Below are 26,994 nucleotides of genomic sequence, written 5' to 3' on the forward strand. Positions count from 1 at the left end.
TCACAGCTGCGCGTGCAACCCTTTCGGGTGTTTCGCCGTCACACGTAGTGAACCGAGGACCCGAGGAAGCAGATGACCGAGCAGACCACAGGTGGCCGAATACGGGGCAGCGGCCGGCGCCGCAAGCCGCCCGCCAAGGGCCGCCGCGCGGCGACCGTCGCCGCCTGGAGCGCGGCCGGGCTCGTCCTCGTCGGCGGCTCCGGCCTCGGTTACGTCTACCTCAAGCTCAACGGCAACCTCGAGGGCGTCGACATCAACGCCCAGCTCGGCACCGACCGCCCCAAGAACCTCGACAACGGCTCGATGGACATCCTCGTCCTCGGCTCCGACTCGCGCTCCGGCGACAACGCCGCGTACGGCACGGACGAGGGCGGCGCCCGCTCCGACACCGCGATGGTCGTCCACGTCTACGAAGGCCACCGGAAGGCCAGCGTCGTCTCCATACCGCGCGACACCCTGATCGACCGCCCGGAGTGCACCGACGGGCAGGGGGCGACCGTCGCCGGCGAGAGCCGGGCGATGTTCAACACCGCGTACGAGGTCGGCGGCCCGGCCTGCGCCGTGAAGACCGTCGAGTCGATGTCCGGCATCCGGATGGACCACTACGTCGAGGTCGACTTCACCGGCTTCAAGAAGCTGATAGACAAGCTGGGCGGGGTGGAGATCACCACGACCCGGCCCATCCAGGACACCAAGAGCCACCTCGATCTCACCCCGGGCACCCACACCCTCGACGGCGAGCAGTCCCTCGGTCTGGTCCGCACCCGCAAGAGCGTCGGCGACGGCAGCGACCTCGGCCGCATCCAGCTCCAACAGGCCTTCATGAAGGCCTTCATCGACCAGGTCAAGAACGTCGGCGTCCTCACCCACCCGAAGAAGCTCCTGGACATCGCCGACACCGCCACCAAGGCGATCACGCCCGACTCGGAGCTCGACTCGGTCAACGAGCTGATGAGCTTCGCCAAGGGGCTCGGCGGCCTCGGCGCCGAGGACGTCCACATGATCACGATGCCGGTGGAGTACGACCCCGCCGATCCCAACCGGGTCATCCCCCTGGAAGCCCAGTCCCAGCAGGTCTGGCGGGCGCTCAAGGGCGACCGGCCGATCCCCGCGTCGGCGACCGAGGACGCGGCCACCGGCAAGGCCGAGGGCCTCGTCACGTAACCCGGCGGGTCTCGTCACGTAGCCCCATCGGCCGGGGCCGCCCCCCCGGAATAGTTTCACCACGGACCCGGTTTTGGGAGATACGGCCGGTCCTGGCAGACTGGTACGTCGGCCCCGGTTCACGCAGTGCATCCCGCACGGCGACCCGGCGCCCTCCCGAAACTAGGAGACACCTTGAAGCGCGAGATCCACCCCCAGTACGTCGAGACCCAGGTCAGCTGCACCTGTGGCGCGTCGTTCACCACCCGTAGCACCCTCACCGAGGGCACCATCCGTGCCGAGGTCTGCTCCGAGTGCCACCCGTTCTACACGGGCAAGCAGAAGATCCTCGACACCGGCGGCCGCGTCGCCCGCTTCGAGGCCCGCTTCGGCAAGGCTGCGGCCACGAAGTAGCACGTCACTGCGCCGGTCCTTGGTCGCTCCCGCAGGGGGGACCGGACCGGCGCTTTGCCGTCCCCGCAGTCCTTCACGCCTTCACGATCGAAACCAGGAGCACCGATGTTCGAAGCGGTCGAGGAACTGGTCGGCGAGCACGCCGACCTCGAGAAGAAGCTCGCCGACCCTTCGGTCCACTCCGACCAGGCGAACGCGCGCAAGCTCAACAAGCGTTACGCGGAGCTGACCCCGATCATCGGCGCGTACAAGGCGTGGAAGCAGACGGCGGACGACATCGAGACGGCCAAGGAGCTGGCCGCCGACGACCCCGACTTCGCCGCCGAGGTGAAGGAGCTGGAGAAGCAGCGCGAGGAGCTGACCGACAGGCTGCGGCTGCTGCTCGTCCCGCGCGACCCCAGCGACGACAAGGACGTCATCCTCGAGATCAAGGCCGGCGCGGGCGGCGACGAGTCCGCCCTCTTCGCCGGCGACCTCCTGCGGATGTATCTGCGCTACGCCGAGCGCGTCGGCTGGAAGACCGAGATCATCGACGCCACCGAGTCCGAGCTCGGCGGCTACAAGGACGTCCAGGTCGCGGTGAAGACCAAGGGCGGCAACGGTGCGACCGAGCCCGGCCAGGGCGTCTGGGCGCGCCTGAAGTACGAGGGCGGGGTGCACCGCGTCCAGCGCGTGCCCGCCACCGAGTCGCAGGGCCGCATCCACACCTCCGCCGCCGGTGTCCTCGTGACCCCCGAGGCCGAGGAGGTCGACGTCGAGATCCACGCCAACGACCTGCGCATCGACGTCTACCGCTCGTCCGGTCCCGGTGGCCAGTCCGTCAACACCACCGACTCCGCGGTCCGCATCACGCACCTGCCGACCGGCATCGTCGCCTCGTGCCAGAACGAGAAGAGCCAGCTCCAGAACAAGGAGCAGGCCATGCGCATCCTCCGGTCCCGGCTGCTCGCCGCTGCCCAGGAGAAGGCCGAGGCCGAGGCCGCGGACGCCCGCCGCAGCCAGGTCCGTACCGTCGACCGGTCCGAGAAGATCCGGACGTACAACTACCCGGAAAACCGGATCTCGGACCACCGGGTCGGTTTCAAGGCGTACAACTTGGACCAGGTGCTCGACGGCGACCTGGACGCCATGATCCAGGCCTGCGTCGACGCCGATTCCGCTGCCAAGCTCGCCGCGGCGTAACGTCCGTAGGCCCCACCCCGCACCACGGAGGACCAGCGTGAACCTGCTGCTTGCCGAGGTGGCCCAGGCCACCCAGCGGCTGGCCGACGCCGGCGTGCCCTCGCCGCGTTTCGACGCGGAGGAGCTCGCCGCGTTCGTGCACGGCGTCAAGCGGGGGGAGCTGCACAACGTCAAGGACACCGACTTCGACGCCCGTTACTGGGAGGCGGTCGCCCGCCGCGAGGCCCGCGAGCCGCTCCAGCACATCACCGGCCGGGCGTTCTTCCGCTACCTGGAGCTCCAGGTCGGCCCCGGGGTCTTCGTGCCCCGGCCCGAGACCGAGTCGGTCGTCGGCTGGGCGATAGACGCCGTACGCGCGATGGACGTCGTCGAGCCGCTGATCGTCGACCTGTGCACCGGCTCCGGCGCCATCGCGCTCGCCATGGCGCAGGAGGTGCCGCGTTCGCGCGTGCACGCCGTGGAGCTCTCGGACGAGGCGCTGGTGTGGACCCGTAAGAACGCCGAGGGGACCCGGGTCACCGTCCACCAGGGCGACGCGCTCAGCGCGCTCCCCGAGCTCGACGGCCAGGTCGACCTGGTCATCTCCAACCCGCCGTACATCCCGCTGACCGAGTGGGAGTACGTGGCGCCCGAGGCACGCGACCACGACCCGGAGATGGCGCTCTTCTCCGGCGAGGACGGCCTCGACACGATCCGGGGGATCGAGCGCACCGCGCACCGGCTGCTGCGGCCCGGCGGTCTCGTGGTCATCGAGCACGCGGACACCCAGGGCGGCCAGGTTCCGTGGATCTTCAACGAGGAGGCCGGCTGGGCGGACGCCGCCGACCACCCCGACCTGAACAACCGGCCGCGCTTCGCGACCGCTCGCAAGGCGATGCCATGAGGTCCCTGTACACGACGAGGACGGCCGCCGCTCAGGCGAACCGAGTGATCAGAAAGATGGAGGCGGGCGAGTAATGGCTCGGCGATACGACTGCAACGAGGCGACCGACCGAGTCACCGGGCTGCGCGAGGCCGCGTCCGCCGTCCGCCGCGGCGAGCTGGTCGTGCTTCCCACCGACACCGTGTACGGGATCGGCGCGGACGCCTTCAGCGCGGAGGCCGTCGCGGACCTGCTCGCGGCGAAGGGCCGTGGCCGGAACATGCCCACGCCCGTGCTCATCGGCTCCCCCAACACGCTGCACGGCCTCGTCACGGACTTCTCCGAGCAGGCGTGGGAGCTCGTCGACGCGTTCTGGCCGGGCGCGCTGACGCTGGTCGCGCGGCACCAGCCGTCGCTCCAGTGGGACCTGGGGGACACCCGGGGCACCGTCGCGATCCGGATGCCGCTGCACCCGGTCGCGATCGAGCTGCTGACCGAGGTCGGCCCCATGGCGGTCTCCTCGGCCAACCTGACGGGACACCCCTCGCCCGAGGACTGCGACGCGGCGCAGGCCATGCTCGGCGACTCGGTGTCGGTGTATCTGGACGGCGGTCCGACGCCCGGCATCGTGCCGTCGTCGATCGTCGACGTGACGGGCAAGGTGCCGTTGCTGCTGCGCGAGGGCGCTCTCTCCCCGGAGGAGCTCCGGAAGGTCGTACCCGACCTCGAGGTGGCCAATTGACCGCCCCTGAGGGGCGTGGCATAGCGGGGCACGAGAGCACTTCCTTCCGCATTCTCCACGTCAGCACCGGCAACGTCTGCCGCTCGCCGATCACCGAGCGGCTGACTCGCCATGCCCTGTCCGACCGCCTGGGCGACCCCCGGGGCGGCGGCCTGATCGTGGAGAGCGCGGGCACGTGGGGCCACGAGGGGGCCCCGATGGAGGCCAACGCGGAGCTGGTCCTCGCCGACTTCGGCGCGGACGCCAGCGGCTTCGTGGGCCGCGAGCTCCTCGACGAGCATGTGATCCGCGCCGACCTGGTCCTGACGGCGACGCGGGACCACCGGGCGCAGGTCATCTCGATGGGCCACTCGGCGGGGCTTCGCACCTTCACCCTGAAGGAGTTCACCCGCCTCGTCCGGGCGATAGATCCGGCCACGCTGCCCGACCCGCTCGACGACGGCATGGTCGAGCGCGCGCGTGCGCTGGTCCGGGCGGCGGCGGCTCTACGCGGGTGGCTTCTGGCCCCGAACGCCGAGGCGGACGAGGTCAACGACCCGTACGGCGCCCCGATCACGTTCTTCCGGTCGATCGGCGACGAGATCAACACGGCCCTGGATCCCGTGGTGACGGCTCTGACGGGTGTCCCGGCGCGGCGCTGAGAACCGTCGTACGCGGGCGCGGTGCGGGCGCCCGGTTCGGCCGGACGGCTCAGGGGCCGGGCGGACACCGGGCGGAGCAGCCCCGACGCGCCTACATTGGAGCTGAAGCCCAGCCCCCGCGCCTGGAGCCACAGATGCCGGTCACCGCTCCCCCCGAAGAGGATCTCGACGTCCTGCGCCGGCAGGACCCCGAGATCGCCGACGTACTGCTCGGCGAGGTGCGCCGGCAGTCCGACAGCCTGCAGCTGATCGCCGCCGAGAACTTCACCTCGCCCGCCGTCCTCGCCGCGCTCGGCTCCCCGCTCGCCAACAAGTACGCCGAGGGCTATCCCGGCTCCCGCTACCACGGCGGCTGCGAGTTCGCCGACGCCGCCGAGCGGATCGCCGTCGACCGGGCCAAGGCCCTCTTCGGCGCCGAACACGCCAACGTCCAGGCGCACTCCGGCTCGTCCGCCGTCCTCGCCGCGTACGCCGCCCTGCTGCGGCCGGGGGACACCGTCCTCGCCATGGGCCTGGCGCACGGCGGCCATCTCACCCACGGCTCGCCCGCCAACTTCTCCGGCCGCTGGTTCGACTTCGTTCCGTACGGCGTCGACGCCGAGACCGGGCTCGTCGACTACGAACAGGTCGCCGCGCTCGCCCGGCACCACCGCCCCAAGGCGATCGTCTGCGGCTCGATCTCCTACCCGCGCCATCTCGACTACGCGCTCTTCCGGGACATCGCCGACGAGGTGGGCGCCTATCTCATCGCCGACGCCGCCCACCCCATCGGTCTCGTCGCCGGGGGAGCGGCCCCCAGCCCCGTGCCGTACGCCGACGTCGTCTGCGCCACCACCCACAAGGTGCTGCGCGGCCCGCGCGGCGGGCTGATCCTCTGCGGCGCCGACCTCGCCGGCCGCGTCGACCGGGCCGTGTTCCCGTTCACCCAGGGCGGGGCCCAGATGCACACCATCGCCGCCAAGGCCGTCGCCTTCGGCGAGGCGGCGGCACCGGCCTTCGCCGCCTACGCCCATCGGGTGGTGGCGCACGCCCGCGCCCTCGCGGGGGCGCTCGCCGCCGAGGGCTTCGCCGTCACCACCGGCGGCACCGACACCCATCTCATCACCGCCGACCCCGCCCCCCTCGGCCTCGACGGCCGCACCGCCCGGACACGGCTCGCCGCCGCGGGCATGGTCCTCGACACCTGCGCCCTGCCCTACGGCGACGGCCGCGGCATCCGCCTCGGCACCGCCGCCGTGACCACCCAGGGAATGGGCACCGCGGAGATGGCGAGGATCGCCGAGTTCTTCACGATCGCGCTACGGGACGACGCGGAGGAGACGGCCCGGGTACGCGCCGAAGTACGCGATCTGGCCGGGCGATTTCCCCCGTACGGCAGGTGACGGAGGGCGGAGCGCAACCATCCAGCGGGACCGTATGTCCTCAAGCACATGGACAGCACGGCTAGGGTGTGGGGCTGAGATGGCCAGCGATTCCTGTGGGGCAGCCCGTGCGTGATTACCTGCTGACGCTCTGTGTCACGGCTGCGGTGACCTACCTGCTCACCGGTCCGGTGCGGAAGTTCGCCATCGCGACCGGGGCGATGCCGGAGATCCGCGCCCGCGACGTACACCGAGAACCGACTCCGCGGCTCGGTGGCATCGCCATGTTTTTCGGGCTGTGCGCGGGACTGCTGGTCGCCGACCACCTGCAGAACCTCAACAGCGTCTTCGAGCTGTCCAACGAGCCACGGGCGCTGCTCTCCGGCGCGGCCCTGATCTGGCTGATCGGTGTCCTGGACGACAAGTTCGAGCTGGACGCCCTGATCAAGCTGGGCGCGCAGATGATCTCCGCCGGTGTGATGGTGATCCAGGGTCTGACGATCCTGTGGCTGCCGATCCCGGGCGTCGGCACGGTGGCGCTCACCCGCGGACAGGGCACGCTGCTCACGGTCGCCCTGGTGGTGCTCACCATCAACGCCGTGAACTTCGTCGACGGCCTCGACGGTCTGGCCGCCGGCATGGTCTGCATCGCCGCCGCGGCCTTCTTCCTGTACGCGTACCGGCTCTGGTACGGCTACACGATCGAGGCCGCCGCCCCCGCGACGCTCTTCGCAGCCATCCTCATGGGCATGTGCCTGGGCTTCCTGCCGCACAACATGCATCCGGCCCGGATCTTCATGGGGGACTCGGGCTCGATGCTGATCGGTCTGATCCTGGCCGCGTCGGCGATCTCCATCACCGGTCAGGTCGACCCGGACATCCTGAAGATCTTCTTCGAGGGCTCGACGCGTGAGGCCACCCACGCCGCCCTGCCGGTCTTCATCCCGCTCCTCCTGCCGCTGACGATCATCGCGATCCCGATGGCGGACCTGGTGCTCGCGATCGTCCGGCGGACCTGGAACGGCCAGTCGCCGTTCGCGGCCGACCGGGGGCACCTGCACCACCGGCTCCTGGAGATCGGGCACTCGCACAGCCGGGCCGTCCTGATCATGTACTTCTGGTCGGCGCTGATCGCCTTCGGGACGCTGGCGTACTCGGTGCACTCGACGTCGATGTGGATCGTCCTCGGGGTCGTGCTGCTGAGCGCGGTCGGTCTGGTCCTGCTGCTGCTGCCGCGTTTCACCCCGCGCGCCCCGCGCTGGGCGGAGTCCTTCGTCCCGCCGCGCTACCGGCGCCGGCCCGTCCCGCGGATGGAAGCTGTCGCTCCGGTCTCGGCGCACCCGGTCGAGGCCCAGCCGGAGGAGCGCGTCCCGGTCCCCGCGGGCGTCAACGGCGCCACGGCGATCGGCAACCGTTCGCGCTTCACCGACCGGCGGAAGGCCGGAACGCCGAGTTGACGAATGCCGTAACGGCGTCCAATACCAGACAAGTCGCCGTCATGACGTGCACACACGCGCGCGGTAACTCTCATGTGTGACAGTCCGCACACCGCACGGGTAAAGAACTACTCAAATAGTTTGTGATACCGTTCACGAGACCCGGCGACAGAGCCGAAGGACCGTAGTGCGACGGTCCCTTGGCCCCGAGACACACCTCGGACCGGGCCTACGCTCGTCCCTGACGACACCACTGCCCCCACCAGCAACAGCGGAGACACCGCCATGCCGTCCAACGACGCACGCATCCTTCTGTCAGCCGCCATTCCCGCTGCTGCCACCGGCGCCATCGCCGCGGTCATCAGCGGTGTGGTCGCCGGCGGCAAGGGCGCGCTCGGCGCCGTCCTCGGCACCGTAGTGGTCATCGCCTTCATGGGGATCGGGCTCGTGGTGCTCCAGCGGACCGCGAAGTCGTTCCCGCATCTGTTCCAGGCCATGGGGCTGATGCTCTACACGGCCCAGCTGCTGCTCCTCTTCATCGTGATGGCCTTGCTCAAGAACGCCACGTTCTTCGACTTCAAGGCCTTCGCCTTCACCCTGCTCGCGGTGACCATCGTCTGGATCGCCGCGCAGGCGCGCGCGTACATGAAGGCCAAGATCATGTACATCGACGACTCCGAGAAGCCGGGGTCGTCGACGTGAGGGGTAGGGCCGGGATAAAGGCGCTTTCGGCTTCCTGCTATCGTCCGGTGCCAACTGCGGCACTGCGGGCGCGGGCATCCGAGCTGACGCCTGTCCCAGCGCGAGGCACGATGCCGAACCGCCGCCCCCTTATCCGTAAGACCAGTCCAGTGCCGACCCGCGGCTGCGTGCCGCGCCGACACAACGAGGTTGCCGTACCTATGCGCCACGCTGAAGGAGCCCGCGGTGAGTGCTGACCAGACGCTTGCCTTCGACCCGGATTGCCAGATCTTCACTGGCTGTGGCTTTCCGGCGCCGGGCCTGCACACGTTCATGTACGAGCCGATCGCCACGTGGGGCGGCTTCGAGTTCACGAAGCCCATGCTGCTCGCGCTGATCAGCTCGCTCGTGGTCGTCGGGTTCTTCTGGGCGGCGTTCGCCAAGCCCAAGCTGATCCCGGGCAAGATGCAGATGGTCGGCGAGGCCGGTTACGACTTCGTGCGTCGCGGCATCGTCTACGAGATCATCGGCAAGAAGCAGGGCGAGAAGTACGTCCCCTTCATGGTGTCGCTGTTCTTCTTCGTCTGGATCATGAACCTCTGGTCCATCATCCCGCTCGCGCAGTTCCCGGTCACCTCGCTGATCGCCTTCCCGGCGGCGCTGGCCCTGATCGTGTACGTGCTGTGGGTCAGCCTGACCTTCAAGAAGCACGGCTTCGTCGGCGGCTGGAAGAACATCACCGGCTACGACAAGTCGCTCGGCCCGATCCTGCCGCTCGTCGTCGTCCTCGAGTTCTTCTCGAACCTGCTGATCAGGCCCTTCACCCACGCGGTCCGACTGTTCGCGAACATGTTCGCCGGTCACCTGCTGATCGTGATGTTCTCCCTCGCGAGCTGGTACCTGCTGAACGAGATCGGCATCGTCTACGCCGCCACCTCGTTCGTCATGGTTCTCGTGATGACCGCCTTCGAGCTCTTCATCCAGGCTGTCCAGGCGTACGTCTTCGTCCTCCTGGCCTGCAGCTACGTCCAGGGCGCGCTCTCCGAGCACCACTGAGCCAGTCCGGCATCCAGCTCCACCCCCAATCCAACAATCGTCCGGTGGCCAACCCCCACCGGGTCCTTGAAAGAGAAGGAAGAACCGGCATGTCCGCTCTCCAGACCCTTGCCGCCGTCGAAGGTAACGTCGCCTCCATCGGTTACGGTCTCGCCGCGATCGGCCCCGGCGTCGGCGTCGGCATCATCTTCGGTAACGGCACCCAGGCCCTCGCCCGCCAGCCCGAGGCTGCCGGCCTGATCCGCACCAACCAGATCATGGGTTTCGCCTTCTGTGAGGCGCTCGCCCTCATCGGCATCGTCATGGGCTTCGTTTACTAAGCCTGATTCGACGACAGCCCCATTTTCACGGAAGGCACTGATGTGAACGCTCTGCTTCTTGCGGCGGCGGAGGAACAGCCTCCTCTCGTCCCGCATCTCGACGAGCTCGTCATCGGCCTGATCGCCTTCGTCATCGTCTTCGGCTTCCTCGCCAAGAAGCTCCTCCCGAACATCAACAAGGTTCTGGAGCAGCGCCGCGAGGCCATCGAGGGCGGCATCGAGAAGGCCGAGTCGGCCCAGATCGAGGCCCAGAGTGTGCTGGAGCAGTACAAGGCCCAGCTCGCCGAGGCCCGCCACGAGGCCGCGCGACTTCGCCAGGAGGCGACGGAGCAGGGCACCGCGATCATCCAGGAGATGAAGGCGGAAGGCCAGCGCCAGCGCGAGGAGATCATCGCGGCCGGCCACGCGCAGATCGAGGCCGACCGCAAGGCCGCGGCGACCTCGCTGCGCCAGGACGTGGGCAAGCTCGCCACCGACCTGGCCGGCAAGCTGGTCGGCGAGTCCCTCGAGGACCACGCCCGCCAGAGCCGCACGATCGACCGCTTCCTCGATGAGCTCGAGGAGAAGGCCGAGGCCGTCCGATGAACGGAGCGAGCCGCGAGGCACTGGCCACCGCACGTGAGTCCCTCGACGCGCTGACCGACAACACGTCTGTCGACGCGGCGAAGCTCGCGGGTGAGCTGGCCGCCGTCACCGCGCTGCTCGACCGCGAGGTGTCGCTGCGTCGGGTCCTGACCGACCCGGCGCAGGCGGGCGAGGCCAAGGCCGAGCTCGCCGGGCGACTGCTCAGCGGTCAGGTGGGCGGCGAGACCGCCGACCTGGTCTCCGGCATGGTGCGTTCCCGCTGGTCGCAGTCGCGTGACCTGGTGGACTCGGTCGAGGAGCTGGCGAACATCGCCGACCTCACCGCGGCGCAGCAGGCCGGCGCGCTGGACGACGTCGAGGACGAGCTGTTCCGGTTCGGCCGGATCGTCTCCTCCAGCACCGAGCTCCGCTCGGCGCTGACGGACAAGGCCGCCACGGCGTCCGCCAAGGGTGAGCTGCTGCGCAGCCTGCTCGGCGGCAAGGCCCAGGCGGTCACCGAGCGCCTGATCGTCCGTCTCGTGACCCAGCCCCGGGGACGTAGCCTGGAAGCGGGACTCGAGTCCCTGTCCAAGCTCGCCGCGGCGCGCCGGGACCGGATGGTCGCGGTCGTCACCTCCGCGGTGCCGCTGACCGACCAGCAGAAGCAGCGCCTCGGTGCCGTCCTGGCCAAGCTGTACGGCCGCCAGATGCACCTGAACCTCGACGTGGACCCCACGGTCCTCGGCGGGATCTCGGTGCAGGTCGGCGACGAGGTCATCAACGGGACCATCGCGGAGCGCCTCGAAGAGGCGACCCGGCGACTGGCCGGCTGACGTCAGCCACCAACTGAACACAGCATCACCTGCGGCCCGGTTGGGCCGTGCAGAGATTGCGGAAGATTCCTGGGGGTCGGCCCCCAGACCCCCTAAGAAACTTCGGGCCCAACAAGGAGAGCAGGGAACCCAGATGGCGGAGCTCACGATCCGGCCGGAGGAGATCCGGGACGCGCTGGAGAACTTTGTCCAGTCGTACCAGCCGGACGCGGCCTCGCGCGAGGAGGTCGGAACGGTCAGCCTGGCCGGCGACGGCATTGCCAAGATCGAGGGTCTGCCCTCGGCCATGGCGAACGAGCTGCTGAAGTTCGAGGACGGCACCCTCGGTCTCGCCCTCAACCTCGAGGAGCGCGAGATCGGTGCGATCGTCCTCGGCGAGTTCAGCGGCGTAGAGGAGGGACAGCCGGTGCAGCGCACCGGTGAGGTCCTCTCCGTCGGTGTCGGCGAGGGATACCTGGGTCGCGTCGTCGACCCGCTCGGCAACCCGATCGACGGCCTCGGCGAGATCGCGACCGAGGGCCGCCGCGCCCTCGAGCTGCAGGCCCCCGGCGTGATGGCCCGTAAGTCGGTCCACGAGCCGATGGAGACCGGCTACAAGGCCGTCGACGCCATGACCCCGGTCGGCCGCGGCCAGCGTCAGCTGATCATCGGTGACCGTCAGACCGGCAAGACCGCGCTGGCCGTCGACACGATCATCAACCAGCGCGACAACTGGCGCTCGGGCGACGTGAACAAGCAGGTCCGCTGCATCTACGTCGCCATCGGCCAGAAGGGCTCCACCATCGCGTCCGTGCGCGGCGCCCTGGAGGAGGCCGGCGCGCTCGAGTACACGACGATCGTCGCCGCCCCGGCGTCCGACCCGGCCGGCTTCAAGTACCTGGCGCCGTACACCGGCTCCGCCATCGGCCAGCACTGGATGTACCAGGGCAAGCACGTCCTGATCGTCTTCGACGACCTGTCGAAGCAGGCCGACGCCTACCGCGCCGTGTCGCTGCTGCTGCGCCGCCCGCCGGGCCGTGAGGCCTACCCGGGTGACGTCTTCTACCTGCACTCCCGTCTGCTGGAGCGCTGCGCGAAGCTGTCGGACGAGCTGGGCGCGGGCTCGATGACCGGTCTGCCGATCGTCGAGACCAAGGCCAACGACGTCTCGGCGTTCATCCCGACCAACGTCATCTCCATCACCGACGGCCAGTGCTTCCTGGAGTCCGACCTGTTCAACGCCGGCCAGCGCCCGGCCCTGAACGTCGGTATCTCGGTCTCGCGTGTCGGTGGCTCCGCCCAGCACAAGGCGATGAAGCAGATCTCCGGCCGCCTCCGCGTGGACCTCGCCCAGTACCGTGAGCTGGAGGCGTTCGCCGCCTTCGGTTCCGACCTGGACGCCGCGTCGAAGGCCCAGCTGGAGCGTGGACAGCGCATGGTCGAGCTGCTCAAGCAGGCTCAGTACCAGCCGATGCCCACCGAGAACCAGGTCGTCTCCATCTGGGCCGGCACCACCGGCAAGATGGACGACGTCCCGGTCGCCGACATCCGCCGCTTCGAGGCCGAGCTCCTCGCGTACCTGCGTCAGAACCACGCGGGTCTCATGAGCTCGATCCGCGAGGGCGGCAAGCTGTCGGACGACACCCTGCAGTCCGTCGGTGACGCCATCGCGGAGTTCAAGAAGCAGTTCGAGACCTCTGACGGGAAGCTGCTGGGCGACGACGCTTCCGCTGCCGTCAACGTCTCGAAGTGACGACGGAAGGGACCTGACTCATGGGAGCGCAGCTCCGGGTCTACAAGCGTCGCATCAAATCCGTCACCGCGACGAAGAAGATCACCAAGGCGATGGAGATGATCGCCGCCTCGCGTGTCGTCAAGGCGCAGCGCAAGGTGCAGGCGTCGACGCCGTACGCGACCGAGCTCACGCGCGCGGTCACGGCGGTGGCCACGGGTGCGAACGACAAGCACCCGCTGACCACCGAGGCGGAGAACCCGACCCGTGCCGCGGTCCTGCTCCTCACGAGCGACCGCGGTCTGGCCGGCGCCTTCAACTCCAACGCCATCAAGGCGGCGGAGCAGCTGACGCGGAAGCTGGAGAGCGAGGGCCGCCAGGTCGACATCTATGTCGTCGGCCGCCGTGGCATCTCGCACTTCAACTTCCGTGAGCGGAAGCTGGCCGACTCGTGGACCGGCTTCACGGATCAGCCGGAGTACGCGGACGCCAAGAAGATCGCGGCTCCGCTGATCGAGGCGATCGAGAAGGACACGGCGGACGGCGGCGTGGACGAGCTCCACATCGTCTACACCGAGTTCGTCTCGATGATGACGCAGACGGCGGTCGAGGCCCGGCTGCTGCCCCTCAGCCTCGACGAGGTGGCGAAGGAGGCGGGCGAGCCGGACACGCTCCGTCCGCTGTACGACTTCGAGCCGTCGGCGGAGGACGTCCTCGACGCCCTGCTGCCGCGCTACGTCGAGAGCCGGATCTACAACGCGCTGCTCCAGTCGGCTGCCTCCAAGCACGCCGCCACGCGGCGCGCGATGAAGTCGGCGACCGACAACGCGGGAGACTTGATCAACAACCTCTCCCGACTTGCCAACGCGGCCCGCCAGGCCGAAATCACCCAGGAAATCAGCGAGATCGTCGGTGGCTCCGCAGCCCTCGCCGACGCGACCGCGGGGAGTGACAAGTAATGACGACCACTGTTGAGACGGCCGCCGCCACGGGCCGCGTCGCCCGGGTCATCGGCCCGGTCGTCGACGTGGAGTTCCCCGTCGACGCGATGCCGGAGATCTACAACGCCCTGCACGTCGAGGTCCCGGACCCGGCCGAGGAGGGCGCCAAGAAGACGCTGACCCTCGAGGTCGCCCAGCACCTCGGTGACGGCCTGGTCCGCACCATCTCGATGCAGCCCACCGACGGTCTGGTCCGCCAGGCCGCGGTGACCGACACCGGCAACGGCATCATGGTGCCGGTCGGCGACGTCACCAAGGGTCGCGTGTTCAACACGCTGGGCCAGATCCTGAACGAGCCCGAGGCCGAGGCGGAGGTCAGCGAGCGCTGGCCCATCCACCGCAAGGCCCCGGCGTTCGACCAGCTCGAGTCGAAGACCGAGATGTTCGAGACCGGCCTGAAGGTCGTCGACCTTCTCACCCCGTACGTCAAGGGTGGAAAGATCGGTCTGTTCGGTGGTGCCGGTGTCGGCAAGACCGTCCTCATCCAGGAAATGATCATGCGTGTGGCCAAGCTGCACGAGGGCGTTTCCGTGTTCGCCGGCGTCGGCGAGCGCACCCGTGAGGGCAACGACCTCATCGCCGAGATGGAGGAGTCCGGCGTTCTGGACAAGACCGCGCTGGTCTTCGGCCAGATGGACGAGCCCCCGGGCACCCGTCTGCGCGTCGCCCTGGCCGGTCTGACCATGGCGGAGTACTTCCGCGATGTGCAGAAGCAGGACGTGCTGTTCTTCATCGACAACATCTTCCGCTTCACCCAGGCCGGTTCCGAGGTCTCCACGCTGCTGGGCCGTATGCCCTCCGCCGTGGGTTACCAGCCGAACCTCGCGGACGAGATGGGCATCCTGCAGGAGCGCATCACCTCGACCCGCGGTCACTCGATCACCTCGATGCAGGCGATCTACGTCCCCGCGGACGACCTGACCGACCCGGCCCCGGCCACCACCTTCGCCCACCTCGACGCGACGACGGTTCTCTCCCGTCCGATCTCCGAGAAGGGCATCTACCCGGCCGTGGACCCGCTGGACTCCACGTCCCGGATCCTGGACCCGCGCTACATCGCGCAGGAGCACTACGACGCCGCCACGCGCGTCAAGGGGATCCTGCAGAAGTACAAGGACCTCCAGGACATCATCGCGATCCTCGGTATCGACGAGCTGAGCGAGGAGGACAAGCTCGTTGTCCACCGCGCCCGCCGTGTCGAGCGCTTCCTGTCCCAGAACACCCACGCGGCGAAGCAGTTCACCGGCGTGGACGGTTCGGACGTTCCGCTCGACGAGTCGATCGCCGCGTTCAACGCGATCTGCGACGGTGAGTACGACCACTTCCCCGAGCAGGCGTTCTTCATGTGCGGTGGCCTGGAGGACCTCAAGGCCAACGCCAAGGAGCTCGGCGTCTCCTGAGCCCCGTGCTCTCCCGAGGGGGGCGGGTGTGCCCGCCCCCCTCGTCACGCCCCTTAGAATTGACCCCAACACCCGGCACGACCGCCGGGTGGTGACCCGAGGAGCCACCCTTGGCTGCTGAGCTGCACGTCGAGCTGGTCGCCGCGGACCGGAGTGTCTGGTCCGGCGAGGCCACCCTGGTCATCGCGCGTACCACCTCCGGCGACATCGGCGTCATGCCCGGCCACCAGCCGCTGCTCGGTGTGCTGGAGTCGGGCCCGGTGACCATCCGTACGAGCGAGGGCAGCACTGTCGTCGCCGCCGTGCACGGTGGATTCATCTCGTTCGCCGACGACAAGCTGTCTCTGCTCGCGGAGATCGCCGAGCTGGCGGACGAGATCGACGCCCAGCGCGCCGAGCGTGCGCTGGAGCGCGCCAAGTCGGAGTCGGACGCCGCCGCCGAGCGTCGCGCCGATGTCCGGCTGCGCGCGGTAGCGGTCCGCTAGCGGACCGCGCCGAGAGTTGTGCCCTCAGCCGCGGCACGGGCTGGAATCATCCAGACCGTGTCGCGGCTGAGGCGATGCGTATACAAGGTGTATTCGGTTACGGGACGCAGCGAGGAGGTCGGTGAAGATGTTCCTCGCTCTGCTCGTGGGCGGCCTGGTCGTCGCACTGCTGGTGATCGGGCTCTTCGTCTTCGGCCTGCGACGCAGACTGATCCAGCGGGCCGGCGGCACCTTCGACTGTTCGCTGCGGTGGAACGTCCCCGAGGAGCCGGACCCGTCCGGCAAGGGCTGGGTGTACGGCGTGGCCCGCTACAGCGGTGACCAGGTCGCCTGGTTCCGTGTCTTCTCGTACGCGCCCCGGCCGCGCAGGATCCTGGAGCGCTCGGCGATCGAGGTCCTGGACCGCCGGATGCCCGAGGGCGAGGAGGAGCTCGCGCTGCTCTCCGACGCCGTGATCCAGGGCTGTATGCACCGGGGGACCCGGCTGGAGCTGGCGATGAGCGAGGACGCGCTGACCGGCTTCCTCGCCTGGCTGGAGGCGGCACCCCCCGGGCAGCGGGTCAACGTCGCCTGACCTCGGTTTCTCATCGGACGTCCCGTCGGACGCCCCGCGCGCGTCGTAGCTGATCGCGCACGCGCTGCCGCGGACGGTGCTCGCCGAGGCGCTCGGGGGGAGATCCGGCGGAGCTGCTGTCCTTGGGAACGCGTACAGCCGCACCCGCCGGTGCGGCTGTACCACGTTGAGGCGTCCGGCGCCGGCACGACGGGGACGGCGTGCTGCGCCGCCCCCGCCCGCTTCCCGGCTAGCTCAGTCCGCTGTTGATCGCGCCGACGAGCTCGCCGTTGCCGGTGTCGCCGCTGAACTCCCAGAAGAACGCGCCGCCCAGGCCCTGGTTCTTGGCCCAGCCCATCTTGGACGTGACCGTCGCCGGGGTGTCGTAGCTCCACCAGTTGGTGCCGCAGTGCGCGTAGGCGGTGCCCGCGACGGTTCCGTTGGCCGGGCAGGAGTTCCTGAGGACCTTGTAGTCCTCGATGCCCTGCTCGTACGTGCCGGCCGCCGGGCCGGTCGCCGTGCCGCCCGGGGCGGACTGGGTGACGCCGGTCCAGCCGCGGCCGTAGAAGCCGATGCCCAGCAGCAGCTTCTTCGCCGGGACGCCCTTCGCCTTGAACTTGGCGATCGCCTCGGCGGAGTTGAAGCCCGCCTGCGGGATGCCGGGGTACGAGGTGAGCGGCGAGTGCGGGGCCGTCGGGCCCTTCGCCGCCCAGGCGCCGAAGAAGTCGTACGTCATCACGTTGTACCAGTCGATGTATGGCGCCGCGCCGCCGTAGTCGGCGGCGTCGATCTTGCCGCCGGCCGAGGCGTCGGCCGTGACGGCCGCGGTGACCAGGTTGTTCGTACCGAACTTGGCGCGCATGGCCTGCATCATGTTCTTGAACGCGGCCGGGCCGCTGGTGTCGCAGGACAGACCGCAGGCGTTCGGGTACTCCCAGTCCAGGTCGATGCCGTCGAAGACGTCGGCCCAGCGCGGGTCCTCCACCAGGTCGTAGCAGGACTGGGCGAAGGCGGTCGGGTTCTGCACGGCCTGGCCGAAGCCGCCGGACCAGGTCCAGCCGCCGAAGGACCAGAGCACCTTGATGTGCGGGTACTGGGCCTTCAGCTTGCGCAGCTGGTTGAAGTTGCCGCGCAGCGGCTGGTCCCACGTATCGGCCTTGCCGTCGACGGACTGGTCGGCGGTGTAGGCCTTGTCGTAGTCGGCGTAGGCGTCACCTATGGTGCACTTGCCGCCCTGGACGTTGCCGAAGGCGTAGTTGATGTGCGTGATCTTGGACGCGGAGCCGGACGTCACGATGTTCTTGACGTGGTAGTTGCGGCCGTAGACGCCCCAGTTGGTGAAGTAGCCCAGCTTCACGGTGGAGGACGGGCCGGGACCCGGGCCGGGGCCGGGGTCGCCGCCTGTGGTGCGCACCTTCACCGCGCCGCTGGCCGGGCCGGTCCGGTCGGCGGTGTCGCGGGCCACGACCGTGTAGCTGTAGTCGGTGCCGGCGGTCAGTCCGGTGTCGGTGTACGTGAGTCCGGTGACCGTGGCGACCCTCGTGCCGCCGCGCAGGACGTCGTAGTTCTTGATGCCCTTGTCGTCGGTGGCGGCCGTCCAGGTCAGCTTGACGGAGGTGTCGGTGACGCCGGAGGCGACCGGGGTGCCCGGGGCGGAGGGCGCCTGGTCACCGGGCTGGGTGGAGCCGTCGCAGGAGGCGCCGTTGATCTTACAGCCGCTGGGGGCACCGGAGCCGGAGCCGTTGAAGCCGAAGGTGGCCGTGGCGCCGGGTGCGAGCGTCCCGTTCCAGCCGACGTTCTTGGCGGTCCAGTGGGTGCCGGAGTTGGTGACGGTGGCGTCCCAGGCGGAGGTGACGGCCGTGCCGGTGGGGAAGTCCCACTCGACGGTCCAGGAGGAGAGCGTCGTGGTTCCGGTGTTCTTCACCGTCCACTTGCCCTCGAAGCCGGAGCCCCAGTCGGAGACCTTGGTGTACGTGGCGGTGGCGGACGTGGCCGCCTCGGCGGGTGCGGCGAGGCCGACCATCGCGGCCAGGGGCAGGATCAGGGCGGTCAGACCGGCGGCGGCCCGGTGTCTGAACCCTGTTCTGCGCGTCGGTGCTTGAGTGCTCAACGGTGCTCCTCACGTTGCGGAAGGACAAGGTGGGGGTGGTGGTCCGTGAACTGCGTGCGCGCCCCGCGAGCGTAGGAAGGTCTGGACCAATCGTCAAGAGGTCCAGACCAGCGTCGGTGAGAGTTGGGGTCAGTCCCGGATCACACGCCCAACTCCTGAGCGAGGACCGCAGCTTGCACCCTGCTGCGCAGATCCAGCTTGCCCAGCACCTTGCTGACGTGGGTCTTCACGGTCGCCTCCGCCATGTCGAGCCGTACCGCGATCTCCGCGTTCGACAGACCGTCACCGAGCGCCGAGAGCACCTGCCGCTCCCGGGGGGTCAGTGCGGACAGCACGGAGGGATCCGCGGCGCCCGCGGCGCGCACCGGACGGCTCGGCGCCGCGAACTCCGCGATCAGCCGCCGGGTCACCGCCGGCGCGATCAGCCCCTCGCCGCGCGCCACCGTCCGTACCGCCTCGACCAGGTCCTTCGCCTCGGTGTTCTTCAGCAGAAAGCCCGCCGCGCCCGCGCGCAACGCCCCGAAGACGTACTCGTCCAGGTCGAAGGTGGTCAGCACCAGCACGTCGGCGAGGCCCTCGGCCACGACGTGCCGGGTCGCCGTCACCCCGTCCATCCGGGGCATCTGCACATCCATCAGGACCAGATCCGGCCGGAGGGCGCGGGCCAGCTGCACCGCCCGCTCGCCGTCCGCCGCCTCCCCGACCACCTCGATGTCCGGCGCGCTGCCAAGGATCAGCACCAGCCCCGCCCGTACCGCGCTCTGGTCCTCGGCGACCAGCACCCGGATCGGGGGCCGCCTCGTGTCCGTCATCTCGCTGGTCCCCTGTCGTTCGTCCCCACGGGCAGGACCGCCCGTACCCGCCACAGCTTGCCGCCCTCGCCGTCCGGCACCGGACCGGCCTCGAACTCCCCGCCGAGGAGGGCGACCCGCTCCCGCATCCCGACGAGCCCCGCTCCCGCGCCGGGCGCGCGCGGAGCGGGCTGCCCCGCCAGCGGGCTGGTCACGCAGACCGTGAGGGACCCGTCCGGCCGGCCGTCGAGGGTCACGCGCACCTCGCCGGGCGCCGCGTGCTTGAGGGCGTTGGTCAACGACTCCTGCACGATCCGGTACGCGGCGAGCTCGACCGGCGCCGGCAGCCGCCCGCCGCCGTCCTCCCGGGAGTCGTCGAGAACCAGGTCGAGCCCGCTCGACGTGCCGTTCGTCCTGGCCTGCGAGAGCAGCGCCTCCAGACCGTCCAGGGTCGGCGCGGCGGCCGGCTCGGCGTCGCCGCTGCTCTCCCGCAGCAGCCCGATCAGCCGGCGCATCTCCGCCAGGCCCTCCACGCTGTTCTCCCGGATCACGGTCAGCGCCTGCCGGGTCGTGCCCGGGTCGTCGAGCGACAGCGCCGCCGTGGAGTGGATCGCGATCGCGGACAGATGGTTGGCGACCATGTCGTGCAACTCCCGGGCCATCCGCGCCCGCTCGGCGACCACCGCCTGCGTACGGTCCATCTCGGCGAGCAGCGCGGTCTGTTCGGCGCGCAGCCGGGCCGCGTCGGCGGCCTGCCGGTGGTTGCGCACGATCGCGCCGGTCACGGCGGGGAGGAAGGAGACCATGCCCGTGATCAGACCGACCACCAGGGCGATCGCGTTCTGCCACCAGACGAGAAAGCCGATCGTGACGCCGATCGTGATCAGGCCGGTGGTGTACGGGATCCGCCGGGCGGACGCGGGGGAGCCGTAGACCACGGCGGCGTAGACCACGTCCGTGAACATCAGCGCCGTCACGAGGCTGCCGTAGGTGAACTGGTCCGCCACGAGAGCGAGCGTGCCGATGGTCAGGGCGGTCTGCGGCAGGGAGCGGCGCAGGGTCTCCATCGCGGTCATGACGACGAGCGGGACCAGCGTCGCCCAGCGCTCCCCGATCAACCGGTCGTCCTGGGTGTGCAGACCGAAGGACCACATCAGCAGGCCGATGAGGAGGCCGCCGGCGGCGATGAGCAGGTCGTCGCGGTGGGGGCGGGGGAGGGTCACGGGTCCATCCAACACGGTGCGCGGCGCCCGGACCTCGCCGTCCGGGTTGACGCGCCCTCCGTCGAAGGATGTAGACGCGGTTCGTCAGCGCCGACGACGAATCGGGCCCGGCACCACGGGAGGCTGGGAGGGAACCGAGAGGGGAGTGCCGTGATCGTCACGCTGATCGTGATCTGTGAAGTCGGCTTCTGGGTCCTGCTGGCCGCCGGCCTCGCCACCCGCTATCTGCTGAGGATGCCCCGGACGGGTCTCGCCCTGCTGCTGTGCGAACCGCTCCTGGAGGTCCTGCTGCTCGTCGTCACCGCCATCGACCTCAAGAACGGCGCCGACCCCAGCTGGCGGCACGGCCTCGCCGCGGTCTACATCGGCTACACCGTCGGCCACGGCCACCGCACGGTGAAGTGGCTCGACGGCCACGCCGCCCACCGCTTCGGCGGCGCGCCGCCGCCCGCGAAGCCGCCGCGGTACGGCATGGCGCGCGCCCGCCACGAGGGCAAGGTCTGGTCGGGCTCGGTGGTCGCCGCGGCCGTCGCGAGCGGACTGCTGCTGCTCGCGGCCTGGTACGTCGGCCCGGACGGGAACACCGACTCGCTGAAGAGCTGGATCTTCGTCGCCTGGCGGGCCGCCGGCATCCACGGCCTGATCGCGCTCAGCTACGCGATCTGGCCGAAGAAGGCCCCGGAGGGCGAGCCGGAGCAGCCGTCAGCGCTCCCCGCCCGGGACCCAGAGCACGTCCCCGACCTCCTTGTTCGCCACCCGCGCAAGGATGAAGAGCAGGTCTGACAGCCGGTTGAGGTAGGTCGCGGTCAGCGGGTTCATCGTCTCGCCGTGCACCTCGATCGCCGCCCACGTGGAGCGCTCCGCACGCCGGACCACCGTGCACGCCTGGTGCAGCAGCGCCGCACCGGGCGTGCCGCCCGGCAGGATGAAGGAGCGCAGCTTCTCCAGCTGCTCCAGGAAGCGGTCGCAGTCCGCTTCCAGCTTGTCGACGTAGGACTGCTCCACCCGCAGCGGCGGATACTTCGGGTCCTCGACCACCGGGGTGGACAGGTCCGCGCCGACGTCGAAGAGGTCGTTCTGGACGCGGACGAGGACCTTCACGACCTCCTCGTCGAGCCGCCCGAGGGCGATGGCCGTGCCGATGACGGCGTTGGCCTCGTTGGCGTCGGCGTAGGCCGAGATCCGCAGATCGGTCTTGGCGGTCCTGCTCATGTCGCCGAGGGCGGTGGTGCCCTGGTCGCCGGTACGGGTGTAGATGCGCGTCAGATTGACCATGAGACCAGCGTAGTGACGCCCCGCCCCCATGGGCCGCCCGTGTGCCGACCGTCACGGCACGGGCGTGCCGTGAGTGTGACGTCCGTCAATCCTGGCGTGACGCGCATTACTTAGCGGTCACATCGCGGCTCCCGCCCGCTAATCTCCGCCGAAGAGCCGGAAGTGAACAGGCGTTAAGGGGTGGGACATCGTGGCCAGGAAGCTCGCCGTCATCGGGGCCGGACTCATGGGGTCCGGAATCGCGCAGGTCTCCGCCCAGGCGGGCTGGGACGTCGTCCTGCGTGACGTCACCGACGCCGCCCTGACGCGTGGCACCGACGGCATCAAGGCGTCGTACGACCGCTTCGTCGCCAAGGGCACCCTGGACGCCGCCGACGCCGAGGCCGCCCTCGGCCGGATCACCGCCACCACCGAGCTCGACGCGGTCGCCGACGCCGACATCGTCGTCGAGGCCGTCTTCGAGAAGCTGGAGGTGAAGCACGAGATCTTCCGCGCGCTCGACAAGATCGCCAAGGACGGCGCCGTCCTCGCCTCCAACACCTCCGCCATCCCGATCACCAAGATCGCGGCCGCGACGGAGCGACCGGAGTCCGTCGTCGGCACCCACTTCTTCTCCCCGGTCCCGATGATGCGGCTCTGCGAGCTGGTGCGCGGCTACAAGACGGCCGACTCCACCCTCGCCACCGCACGGGAGTTCGCCGAGTCCGTCGGCAAGACCTGCATCGTCGTCAACCGCGACGTGGCCGGCTTCGTCACCACCCGGCTCATCTCGGCGCTCGTCGTCGAGGCGGCCAAGCTCTACGAATCCGGTGTGGCGACCGCCGAGGACATCGACACCGCCTGCAAGCTGGGCTTCGGCCACGCCATGGGCCCGCTCGCCACGGCCGACCTGACGGGCATCGACATCCTGGTGAACGCCACCGGAAACATCTACACCGAGTCGCAGGACGAGAAGTTCGCCCCGCCGGAGCTGATGCGCCGGATGGTGGACGCCGGTGACATCGGTCGCAAGAGCGGGCAGGGCTTCTACAAGCACTGAACCGCCCGCCGAGTCCCGGCGGTCGTTCCGCCATCACCCCACGGGGTGAATTCGGTATCAGTTCGCTTACAAGGCGCAACGCTTCTGCGCCGACGGCAGTCAGTTGTTGCAAAGACGGAGCACTCCCGGGGAGCGCATATGCACATCAGGGGCGACCATGCCGAGCTGGTCGTCGGGGGCCGCCTCGACGTCCGCAGCGCGGCGGACGCCCGTACGGTCCTGCACTCGGCCGTCGACGACGGAGTCGGCGATCTGGTGCTCGACCTGACCGGTCTCGACTCCTGGGACGCCACCGGTCTCGGGGTCATCATGGGAGCGCACCGCCGGGCGGGCCGCTGCGGCCGCCGGCTCGTGCTGCGCGGGGTACCGCCCCAGATGCAGCGCCTGCTCGTCGCGACCCGGCTGCACCGCATCCTCGCCATCGAAGGCGGACTCGCCGCGGAGTCCCTCCCGCGCGTGTGAGCGCGCGGCGGGGCCGGGCCGCGGCATGAAGCGCCGTCGTACCGGCTGTGAAGCCGCTGTGTGAACCCGGCGTCACGGCCCAATCCTCACAAGACCGTGACGTCTTGGGCGGGCCGGGGCCCCGGCCTTCCCGGGATCCTCGCGGAAGGTCTAGGGTTCGGTCGCCCGCCCTTTGACGGACCCACCCGGCGGGCACCGGACCAGAAGCGACAGCGAGCGTGCAGATCGGCCGGGAGGGGCTTCGGCGCGCACCGCTTTTGGGAGCTTTGAACATGGACCCGATGAACCGGGGGCCGGAAGAGTACGGCCAGGACGGGCACGACAACGAGGGCGGCGACGCCCACGGCGCCCGCGGCGGCGCGCCCGAGCGCGGCCCGGCCGCGACGCCCGCACGCGCCCGCACCGCCCGCCTCGTCTCCGGCGACCTGCTCCTCACCGTCAACCCGGTGGACGGCAGCGAGATCGAGACCTGCCCGCCCGGGGAGCAGCCCGCACCGTCCCGCCGCCGCACCCCCGAGGAGCGCGCCGAAGCGGCGCGCGCCACCGCCCCGCCCGTACCGCCGGGCCCCGCGGCGCCGCGGCTCCCGCTCCTCGAACGGCAGGAGGAGCGCGAGCGTCTCGTCCAGCTCCTCGCCCGGGGCCGCTCCGTCCGCCTCACCGGCCCCGCGGGCTCCGGCCGCACCGCGCTCCTCGAAGCCGTCGCCGGCGACTGCGCCGGCCTGGCACCCGACGGTGTCGTACGCCTCTCCGGCCACCACCGCACCCCGACCGAGCTGCTGTACGAGCTCGTCGCCACCGTCCAGCACACACCGGACCACCGGCCCGACCGCCCCGCCCTGCTCGCACTGGTCCACGAGATCGGCGCGGTCGTCGTCGTCGACGACCTGGAGTTCGGCGGCGCCACCCTCGACGAGCTGCTGACCGCCGCCCCCGAGTGCGCCTTCCTGCTCGCCGCCACCCCCGACGTGCCGGCCCCCTCCGCCGACGCCCACCTCGAAGAGGTCTCCCTCAGTGGCCTGGGCCGCGCCTCCGCCGTGGAGCTCCTGGAGAACGTCGTCGGCCGCACCCTCACCGAAGACGAGGCCAACTGGGCCGGGGACCTCTGGTTCGAGTCCGAGGGCCTGCCGCTCCGGTTCGTCCAGGCCGGCGCGCTGCTCCGCCAGCGCGACCGGCTCCGGGCCACCCCGGCCGAGTTCGACGCCTTCGGCACCCAGGCGGAGGAACCGGCCGAGTTCGACGCCTTCGGCGCCCTCGCCGACGCCTTCGGCACCCCGGCAGCACCCGCCGCGACCGACCCCGACGAGGCCGCCGACGTCGATGTCGACGTGCGCGACATACCGCTGCCCAGCCTCGGCGAGGGCGCCGCCCCCGCCGCCCTGCTCGCCTCGCGGCTCAGCCACTCCGCCCAGGAAGCCCTGCGGTACGCCGTCGCCCTCGGCGGCGAGATGCCGCACCAGGCGCACCTCCCCGCCCTCGTCGGCGACACCCACGCGGACGCCGCCCTCGGCGAGCTCATGGGCTGCGGACTGCTCTCCCCGGTCGGCAGCCGCTACCGCCTCGCCGCCGGCGTCCTGACCCAGCTCGCCGCCCAGGGCTACGGAGCGGACGCGGCCGACCGCGCCCACGCCGTCGCCCAGCACTACGCCTGGTGGGCCGGGCACCCCTCCGTCACCCCCGGGCGCGCGGTCGCCGAGTCCGACGCGCTGCTCGCCGCGCTGTCGGTGCTCGTCCCCGGGAAGGGCCCCGAGCACCCCGCCACCGCCGTCCTCCTCGCCCGCAGCGCCGCGCCCGCCTTCGCCGCCGGACTGCACTGGGGCGCCTGGGAGCGCGCCCTGCGCAGCGGCCAGGAGGCCGCCCGCCTCGCCGGAGAGGTCGCCGAAGAAGCCTATTTCCACCACGAGTTGGGCGTCCTCGCGCTCTGCTCCGGAAACCTGGAGCGGGCCCGCGCCGAACTGGAGGCGTCCATCGCCCTGCGCGGAGCCCTCGCCGACAAGCGCGGCACCGTCGCCGGCCGCCGGGCCCTCGCCCTGGTCGCCGACCGCGCCGGCCGCCCGCTGCCCGGCGACCGGGCACCGGCGGGCGACGAGCCGACCGTCGTACGGCGCGAGGAACCCCTCTCGCCGCCCCGCGGCATCCCGGCCGTCCTCGCCAAGCAGGCCCCCCAGCCCGCCGCCGCGCCCACGCCGGCGCCCGCACCCGTCGCCGCGTTCCCGGACTTCGCGACCGACGGCCCTACGCTCATCAGCCGCCCCGACGGCCCCACAAGCGGCGACGAGCGGCGCCCCGGCGCCCGCTGGGGCATCCTCGCGGGCGCCCGCCGCAACCTCGTCGCCGTCGGCACCGGAGCGCTCCTTGCCGCCGTGCTCGGCACGGTGGTGACCATCGGCGCCACCTCCGGCGACGGCGACGACCCGGCCAACAACCGGGTCACCTCCGACCACACCACCGGCGAGGAGGGCGGCGCCGACGACGGTTTCGACGCGGAGGAGCCGACCGAGGACACGACGGGCAGCCCCTCGGACTCGCCCTCGCCGAGCGCCACCGGCTCGGCCACCCCGGGCGTCCCGGGCGCGACCGGCACGGCGGGGACCCCGTCCTCCCCGGCCAGCTCGACGGCCACCAGCCCGACGCCGGGCGCCCCCACGAGGACCGCACCGGGCAAGCCGCGCCCGACGCTGACGCCGACGACCAAGCCGACGCCCACGCCCACGAAGACGACGCCGTCCCCGACAGCGACCGAAACGGGCACGACAACGCCGTCTCCCACCCCCACCGGCACGGAGACGCAGGGCCCCAGCAACACCGCCTCCGCGCCGAACGGCGGCACCCCCTCCACCGGAACCCCCGCCTGACGGGCCCAGGAGCGACAGCACGGCGACGGCCCCGGGCGCGTTCACGCACCCGGGGCCGTCGCCGTACCCGTACCGTCTAGAACAGCCGCAGCTTGTCGTCCTCGATGCCCCGCAGCGCGTCGTAGTCCAGCACCACGCACTCGATGCCGCGGTCCGTCGCCAGCACCCGCGCCTGCGGCTTGATCTCCTGCGCCGCGAAGACGCCCTTCACCGGCGCGAGGTGCGGGTCACGGTTCAGCAGCTCCAGATAGCGGGTCAGCTGCTCCACGCCGTCGATCTCACCGCGCCGCTTGATCTCCACCGCGACCGTCGCCCCGTCGGCGTCCCGGCACAGGATGTCCACCGGGCCGATCGCCGTCGGGTACTCGCGGCGGATCAGCGTGTGGCCGTCGCCGAGGGTCTCGATGCGGTCGGCGAGGAGCTCCTGGAGGTGCGCTTCCACGCCGTCCTTGATGAGACCCGGGTCGACACCCAGCTCGTGCGAGGAGTCGTGGAGGATCTCCTCCATCGTGATGATCAGTTTCTCGCCCGCTTTGTTCACCACGGTCCAGGTGCCTGCCGCGCCGGTCTCACCGTCGGCGCACTCCTTGATCGTGCACGGCGGGGACATCCAGTTGAGCGGTTTGTACGCCCGGTCGTCCGCGTGGATGGAGACGCTGCCGTCTGCCTTGACCAGGATCAGACGGGGCGCGGAGGGCAGGTGGGCGGTGAGCCGGCCCGCGTAGTCCACGGAACAACGGGCGATGACGAGACGCATGGTCGGCAACGCTACAAGACGAGCGCTCTTCCGCGCGATTCGGCTCTTAACGCCCGCCCAACACCCGTCGGTTATTGGCCGGTTGTGCTCCCATTCTCCT

General features: G+C 70.5%; 27 protein-coding genes. 22 read left to right on the forward strand and 5 right to left on the reverse strand.

Annotation, left to right across the window (positions count from 1 at the left end; all coding sequences use genetic code 11):
• Window positions 1–72 precede the first annotated feature (72 nt).
• The 18 genes from ACIRB4_RS05220 (at window position 73) to ACIRB4_RS05305 (ending at window position 16,406) form a co-directional block, all read left to right on the forward strand.
• On the forward strand, window positions 73–1,164 hold the full coding sequence (locus tag ACIRB4_RS05220) for an LCP family protein (protein ID WP_403288515.1): 1,092 nt from the start codon (window positions 73–75) through the stop codon (window positions 1,162–1,164).
• 174 nt (window positions 1,165–1,338) lie between these two features.
• Complete coding sequence (rpmE, locus tag ACIRB4_RS05225) at window positions 1,339–1,557, forward strand: 50S ribosomal protein L31 (protein ID WP_329115882.1); 219 nt, start codon at window positions 1,339–1,341, stop codon at window positions 1,555–1,557.
• 105 nt (window positions 1,558–1,662) lie between these two features.
• Window positions 1,663–2,739 (forward strand): peptide chain release factor 1, encoded by a 1,077-nt coding sequence (prfA, locus tag ACIRB4_RS05230; protein WP_403288517.1) that lies wholly within the window; start codon window positions 1,663–1,665, stop codon window positions 2,737–2,739.
• 37 nt (window positions 2,740–2,776) lie between these two features.
• Window positions 2,777–3,622 (forward strand): peptide chain release factor N(5)-glutamine methyltransferase, encoded by an 846-nt coding sequence (gene prmC / locus ACIRB4_RS05235; protein WP_403288519.1) that lies wholly within the window; start codon window positions 2,777–2,779, stop codon window positions 3,620–3,622.
• Window positions 3,623–3,695: 73 nt separating this feature from the next.
• Window positions 3,696–4,343, forward strand: coding sequence for an L-threonylcarbamoyladenylate synthase (locus tag ACIRB4_RS05240; RefSeq protein WP_403288522.1), 648 nt, complete (start codon window positions 3,696–3,698; stop codon window positions 4,341–4,343).
• Window positions 4,340–4,984, forward strand: a complete 645-nt coding sequence (locus ACIRB4_RS05245; protein WP_403288524.1) for a protein-tyrosine-phosphatase — start codon at window positions 4,340–4,342, stop codon at window positions 4,982–4,984. The genes ACIRB4_RS05240 and ACIRB4_RS05245 overlap by 4 nt, the downstream gene beginning before the upstream one ends.
• Window positions 4,985–5,118: 134 nt before the next feature.
• The gene (gene glyA / locus ACIRB4_RS05250; protein WP_403288526.1) at window positions 5,119–6,366 is read left to right on the forward strand and encodes a serine hydroxymethyltransferase; all 1,248 of its coding nucleotides are present in this window, start codon (window positions 5,119–5,121) and stop codon (window positions 6,364–6,366) included.
• Between the two features lie 107 nt (window positions 6,367–6,473).
• Window positions 6,474–7,802: an MraY family glycosyltransferase gene (locus ACIRB4_RS05255; protein WP_403288528.1), complete on the forward strand. Its 1,329-nt coding sequence runs from the start codon at window positions 6,474–6,476 to the stop codon at window positions 7,800–7,802.
• A gap of 264 nt (window positions 7,803–8,066) precedes the next feature.
• Entirely contained in the window at window positions 8,067–8,483 is a 417-nt protein-coding gene (locus tag ACIRB4_RS05260) for a hypothetical protein (RefSeq protein WP_403288531.1), read from the forward strand.
• Window positions 8,484–8,708: 225 nt separating this feature from the next.
• Entirely contained in the window at window positions 8,709–9,518 is an 810-nt protein-coding gene (gene atpB / locus ACIRB4_RS05265; protein WP_403288533.1) for a F0F1 ATP synthase subunit A, read from the forward strand.
• An 89-nt stretch (window positions 9,519–9,607) separates the two neighbouring features.
• A complete protein-coding gene (gene atpE / locus ACIRB4_RS05270) occupies window positions 9,608–9,838 on the forward strand; it encodes an ATP synthase F0 subunit C (RefSeq protein WP_137993321.1) in 231 nt (76 codons plus the stop codon).
• A 42-nt stretch (window positions 9,839–9,880) separates the two neighbouring features.
• Window positions 9,881–10,423, forward strand: a complete 543-nt coding sequence (locus ACIRB4_RS05275) for a F0F1 ATP synthase subunit B (RefSeq protein ID WP_403288536.1) — start codon at window positions 9,881–9,883, stop codon at window positions 10,421–10,423.
• Window positions 10,420–11,235, forward strand: a complete 816-nt coding sequence (locus ACIRB4_RS05280; protein WP_403288538.1) for a F0F1 ATP synthase subunit delta — start codon at window positions 10,420–10,422, stop codon at window positions 11,233–11,235. The genes ACIRB4_RS05275 and ACIRB4_RS05280 overlap by 4 nt, the downstream gene beginning before the upstream one ends.
• A gap of 133 nt (window positions 11,236–11,368) precedes the next feature.
• Entirely contained in the window at window positions 11,369–12,967 is a 1,599-nt protein-coding gene (gene atpA, locus ACIRB4_RS05285; RefSeq protein WP_356891442.1) for a F0F1 ATP synthase subunit alpha, read from the forward strand.
• 20 nt (window positions 12,968–12,987) lie between these two features.
• A complete protein-coding gene (locus ACIRB4_RS05290) occupies window positions 12,988–13,905 on the forward strand; it encodes a F0F1 ATP synthase subunit gamma (RefSeq protein WP_403288540.1) in 918 nt (305 codons plus the stop codon).
• Window positions 13,905–15,347, forward strand: a complete 1,443-nt coding sequence (gene atpD, locus ACIRB4_RS05295; protein ID WP_403288542.1) for a F0F1 ATP synthase subunit beta — start codon at window positions 13,905–13,907, stop codon at window positions 15,345–15,347. The genes ACIRB4_RS05290 and atpD overlap by 1 nt, the downstream gene beginning before the upstream one ends.
• Window positions 15,348–15,457: 110 nt before the next feature.
• Complete coding sequence (locus ACIRB4_RS05300; RefSeq protein WP_356891436.1) at window positions 15,458–15,832, forward strand: F0F1 ATP synthase subunit epsilon; 375 nt, start codon at window positions 15,458–15,460, stop codon at window positions 15,830–15,832.
• Between the two features lie 127 nt (window positions 15,833–15,959).
• Window positions 15,960–16,406, forward strand: a complete 447-nt coding sequence (locus ACIRB4_RS05305; RefSeq protein WP_403288544.1) for a DUF2550 domain-containing protein — start codon at window positions 15,960–15,962, stop codon at window positions 16,404–16,406.
• A gap of 229 nt (window positions 16,407–16,635) precedes the next feature.
• On the opposite strand, the gene ACIRB4_RS05310 is transcribed toward ACIRB4_RS05305, so the two are convergent.
• From ACIRB4_RS05310 to ACIRB4_RS05320, 3 genes are all read right to left on the reverse strand, one after another.
• Window positions 16,636–18,495, reverse strand: a complete 1,860-nt coding sequence (locus tag ACIRB4_RS05310) for a glycosyl hydrolase family 18 protein (protein WP_403288546.1) — start codon at window positions 18,493–18,495, stop codon at window positions 16,636–16,638.
• Window positions 18,496–18,635: 140 nt separating this feature from the next.
• Window positions 18,636–19,307, reverse strand: coding sequence for a response regulator (locus ACIRB4_RS05315; protein WP_403288548.1), 672 nt, complete (start codon window positions 19,305–19,307; stop codon window positions 18,636–18,638).
• A complete protein-coding gene (locus tag ACIRB4_RS05320; protein ID WP_403288549.1) occupies window positions 19,304–20,509 on the reverse strand; it encodes a sensor histidine kinase in 1,206 nt (401 codons plus the stop codon). The genes ACIRB4_RS05315 and ACIRB4_RS05320 overlap by 4 nt, the downstream gene beginning before the upstream one ends.
• 150 nt (window positions 20,510–20,659) lie before the next feature.
• On the opposite strand from ACIRB4_RS05320, the gene ACIRB4_RS05325 reads away from it, so the two are divergent.
• Complete coding sequence (locus tag ACIRB4_RS05325) at window positions 20,660–21,292, forward strand: hypothetical protein (protein ID WP_403288550.1); 633 nt, start codon at window positions 20,660–20,662, stop codon at window positions 21,290–21,292.
• On the opposite strand, the gene ACIRB4_RS05330 is transcribed toward ACIRB4_RS05325, so the two are convergent.
• Window positions 21,212–21,784: a cob(I)yrinic acid a,c-diamide adenosyltransferase gene (locus ACIRB4_RS05330; RefSeq protein WP_403288551.1), complete on the reverse strand. Its 573-nt coding sequence runs from the start codon at window positions 21,782–21,784 to the stop codon at window positions 21,212–21,214. The genes ACIRB4_RS05325 and ACIRB4_RS05330 overlap by 81 nt on opposite strands.
• 190 nt (window positions 21,785–21,974) lie before the next feature.
• Here ACIRB4_RS05330 and ACIRB4_RS05335 point away from each other — a divergent pair, with 190 nt between their 5' ends.
• From ACIRB4_RS05335 to ACIRB4_RS05345, 3 genes are all read left to right on the forward strand, one after another.
• Entirely contained in the window at window positions 21,975–22,823 is an 849-nt protein-coding gene (locus ACIRB4_RS05335; protein ID WP_403288552.1) for a 3-hydroxyacyl-CoA dehydrogenase family protein, read from the forward strand.
• Between the two features lie 138 nt (window positions 22,824–22,961).
• Window positions 22,962–23,285, forward strand: a complete 324-nt coding sequence (locus ACIRB4_RS05340; protein ID WP_019889522.1) for an STAS domain-containing protein — start codon at window positions 22,962–22,964, stop codon at window positions 23,283–23,285.
• Between the two features lie 272 nt (window positions 23,286–23,557).
• Window positions 23,558–26,137, forward strand: coding sequence for an ATP-binding protein (locus ACIRB4_RS05345; RefSeq protein ID WP_403288554.1), 2,580 nt, complete (start codon window positions 23,558–23,560; stop codon window positions 26,135–26,137).
• A 76-nt stretch (window positions 26,138–26,213) separates the two neighbouring features.
• Here ACIRB4_RS05345 and nucS read toward each other — a convergent pair whose 3' ends face one another.
• Window positions 26,214–26,894 carry an endonuclease NucS gene (gene nucS, locus ACIRB4_RS05350; protein ID WP_403288555.1) on the reverse strand — a complete coding sequence of 227 codons (681 nt, stop codon included), beginning with the start codon at window positions 26,892–26,894 and terminating at the stop codon, window positions 26,214–26,216.
• Window positions 26,895–26,994 lie beyond the last annotated feature (100 nt).

Origin of the sequence: Streptomyces sp. NPDC093600, assembly GCF_044764755.1 — a bacterium.
GTDB lineage: Bacteria > Actinomycetota > Actinomycetes > Streptomycetales > Streptomycetaceae > Streptomyces.

Bases quoted from the DNA above. Each gene is read 5' to 3' on its own strand.
- ACIRB4_RS05220 (WP_403288515.1), top strand. From the start codon at position 73: ATGACCGAGCAGACCACAGGTGGCCGAATACGGGGCAGCGGCCGGCGC.
- prfA (WP_403288517.1), top strand. From the start codon at position 1,663: ATGTTCGAAGCGGTCGAGGAACTGGTCGGCGAGCACGCCGACCTCGAG.
- ACIRB4_RS05240 (WP_403288522.1), top strand. From the start codon at position 3,696: ATGGCTCGGCGATACGACTGCAACGAGGCGACCGACCGAGTCACCGGG.
- glyA (WP_403288526.1), top strand. From the start codon at position 5,119: ATGCCGGTCACCGCTCCCCCCGAAGAGGATCTCGACGTCCTGCGCCGG.
- ACIRB4_RS05260 (WP_403288531.1), top strand. From the start codon at position 8,067: ATGCCGTCCAACGACGCACGCATCCTTCTGTCAGCCGCCATTCCCGCT.
- atpE (WP_137993321.1), top strand. From the start codon at position 9,608: ATGTCCGCTCTCCAGACCCTTGCCGCCGTCGAAGGTAACGTCGCCTCC.
- ACIRB4_RS05280 (WP_403288538.1), top strand. From the start codon at position 10,420: ATGAACGGAGCGAGCCGCGAGGCACTGGCCACCGCACGTGAGTCCCTC.
- atpA (WP_356891442.1), top strand. From the start codon at position 11,369: ATGGCGGAGCTCACGATCCGGCCGGAGGAGATCCGGGACGCGCTGGAG.
- ACIRB4_RS05290 (WP_403288540.1), top strand. From the start codon at position 12,988: ATGGGAGCGCAGCTCCGGGTCTACAAGCGTCGCATCAAATCCGTCACC.
- atpD (WP_403288542.1), top strand. From the start codon at position 13,905: ATGACGACCACTGTTGAGACGGCCGCCGCCACGGGCCGCGTCGCCCGG.
- ACIRB4_RS05305 (WP_403288544.1), top strand. From the start codon at position 15,960: ATGTTCCTCGCTCTGCTCGTGGGCGGCCTGGTCGTCGCACTGCTGGTG.
- ACIRB4_RS05315 (WP_403288548.1), bottom strand. From the start codon at position 19,307: ATGACGGACACGAGGCGGCCCCCGATCCGGGTGCTGGTCGCCGAGGAC.
- ACIRB4_RS05330 (WP_403288551.1), bottom strand. From the start codon at position 21,784: ATGGTCAATCTGACGCGCATCTACACCCGTACCGGCGACCAGGGCACC.
- ACIRB4_RS05340 (WP_019889522.1), top strand. From the start codon at position 22,962: ATGCACATCAGGGGCGACCATGCCGAGCTGGTCGTCGGGGGCCGCCTC.
- ACIRB4_RS05345 (WP_403288554.1), top strand. From the start codon at position 23,558: ATGGACCCGATGAACCGGGGGCCGGAAGAGTACGGCCAGGACGGGCAC.
- nucS (WP_403288555.1), bottom strand. From the start codon at position 26,894: ATGCGTCTCGTCATCGCCCGTTGTTCCGTGGACTACGCGGGCCGGCTC.